Here is a 1,416-nt window from a genome sequence, read left to right on the forward strand (position 1 = left end):
CCGCCTCCTGCGTCTGCGGCTCGGACCTCTGGCCGTACCGCGGGGTCAAGCCCACCCACAAGCCGTCCGCGATCGGGCACGAGTTCATCGGGACGGTCGAAAGCGTCGGCGACGACATCAAAGACCTCGCCGTGGGCGACTTCGTGATCGCCCCGTTCGTGGTCAGCTGCGGCGCGTGCCCGCAGTGCCTCGACGGCGTCACGGTGGCCTGCGACCACCTCGCCGGCTGGGGCGGCAAGGATGACACCGGCCACGGGATCGACGGCGGCCAGGGGCAGGCCGTGCGAGTACCGCTCGCCGAGTCCACGCTGGTCAAGGTCCCGGGCGTCACCGACCCGGACGACGCCCTCCGCGCCAGCCTGCTCACGCTCTCCGACGTCATGGCCACCGGCCACCACGCAGCACTCGCGGCCAAGGCCGGTCCCGGCCGGACGGTCGTGGTGGTCGGCGACGGCGCCGTGGGGCTCTGCGGCGTCCTGGCCGCCAAGCGCCTCGGCGCGGAGCGGATCATCGCCATGTCGCGGCACGCCGACCGCCAGGCGATCGCCCGCGAATTCGGGGCCACGGACATCGTCGCCGAACGCGGGGACGAGGGCGTCGCCAAGGTACGCGAACTGCTCGGCGGCGTCCTGGCCGACTCCGTGCTGGAGTGCGTGGGGACCAAGGAATCCATGGAACAGGCACTGCACAGCGTCCGCCCGGGCGGCGCCCTCGGCTTTGTCGGCGTCCCCACCGGCGGCGCCGAAGCCCCGCTGCGCTTCCTGTTCGACACCAACATTTCGATCGGCGGCGGCATGGCCCCGGCCCGGACGTACATCCCGGAACTGCTGGCGGACGTGCTGAACGGCACCATCAATCCGGGCCGCGTGTTCGACTCGGTCATGCCCCTGGAGGAGGCACCCGAGGCCTACCGCGCGATGGACGAACGGCGCGCTATCAAGGTCCTCCTGTCCCCGTAGCCGGGCTCTCGACGGCGGCCGCGCTGGCACCCGCGCGGCCGCCCGCGCCGGCCTGGCTGCACTGCTAGCTCCCGCCCTTGCACGGGCAAGGACGAGGGGCTAGCGTGAAGCGCATCAGCATCCGCCGCCGTCAAGGGAGCCGTCATGGCCAGGTTCGTGCAGATCATCGAATTTCAGACCTCCCGCATTGAGGAGATCGAGCAACTCGGCCGGCCCTCCAGGACGGAGGGAACCACTGCCCCGACCTTCCGCCGCATCATGGCCACCGCAGACCGCGACCGCCCCGGAACCTACCTCACGATCGTGGAGTTCGACTCCTACGAGTCGGCCATGGAGAACTCCAACCGGCCCGAGACCTCCGAATTCGCCGCGCAGATGGCCGCCCTGTGCGACGGCCCTCCGGTCTTCCGCAACCTGGATCTTATGTGGGAAGACACCGGCGAGGCCGACGCCGGCC

At 71.0% G+C, this 1,416-nt stretch carries 2 protein-coding genes; both read left to right on the forward strand.

Going from position 1 to position 1,416, the window contains the following annotated elements:
• Window positions 1-959, forward strand: a 959-nt coding sequence (locus Y706_RS25960) for a zinc-binding dehydrogenase (protein ID WP_043436311.1), incomplete at its 5' end; no start/stop codon positions are given.
• A 144-nt stretch (window positions 960-1,103) separates the two neighbouring features.
• A partial coding sequence (locus Y706_RS29380) for a hypothetical protein (RefSeq protein WP_084476191.1) occupies window positions 1,104-1,416 on the forward strand: 313 nt, incomplete at its 3' end.

The organism is Arthrobacter sp. I3, assembly GCF_000520575.1.
GTDB lineage: Bacteria > Actinomycetota > Actinomycetes > Actinomycetales > Micrococcaceae > Arthrobacter > Arthrobacter humicola_A.